Source organism: Shewanella sp. 125m-1, from assembly GCF_052977065.1.
On sequence record NZ_JBRILT010000097.1, the window covers coordinates 1 to 716 of the forward strand.

Sequence of the window (716 nt, forward strand, 5' to 3'; positions counted from 1 at the left end):
CACTGGGCTCTCAAGCTAACGCATTAAGTAGACCGCCTGGGGAGTACGGCCGCAAGGTTAAAACTCAAATGAATTGACGGGGGCCCGCACAAGCGGTGGAGCATGTGGTTTAATTCGATGCAACGCGAAGAACCTTACCTACTCTTGACATCCAGAGAATTCGCTAGAGATAGCTTAGTGCCTTCGGGAACTCTGAGACAGGTGCTGCATGGCTGTCGTCAGCTCGTGTTGTGAAATGTTGGGTTAAGTCCCGCAACGAGCGCAACCCTTATCCTTATTTGCCAGCACGTAATGGTGGGAACTTTAGGGAGACTGCCGGTGATAAACCGGAGGAAGGTGGGGACGACGTCAAGTCATCATGGCCCTTACGAGTAGGGCTACACACGTGCTACAATGGTCGGTACAGAGGGTTGCGAAGCCGCGAGGTGGAGCTAATCTCACAAAGCCGGTCGTAGTCCGGATCGGAGTCTGCAACTCGACTCCGTGAAGTCGGAATCGCTAGTAATCGTGAATCAGAATGTCACGGTGAATACGTTCCCGGGCCTTGTACACACCGCCCGTCACACCATGGGAGTGGGCTGCACCAGAAGTAGATAGCTTAACCTTCGGGAGGGCGTTTACCACGGTGTGGTTCATGACTGGGGTGAAGTCGTAACAAGGTAGCCCTAGGGGAACCTGGGGCTGGATCACCTCCTTACCTATACGACTAACTTAAT

General features: G+C 53.4%; 1 rRNA gene. It reads left to right on the forward strand.

Features of this window, described 5'->3' with window-relative positions:
• Positions 1 to 697: ribosomal RNA gene (locus tag ACVBIK_RS20665) — 16S ribosomal RNA — on the forward strand; the annotation flags it as partial.
• Positions 698 to 716: the final 19 nt, after the last annotated feature.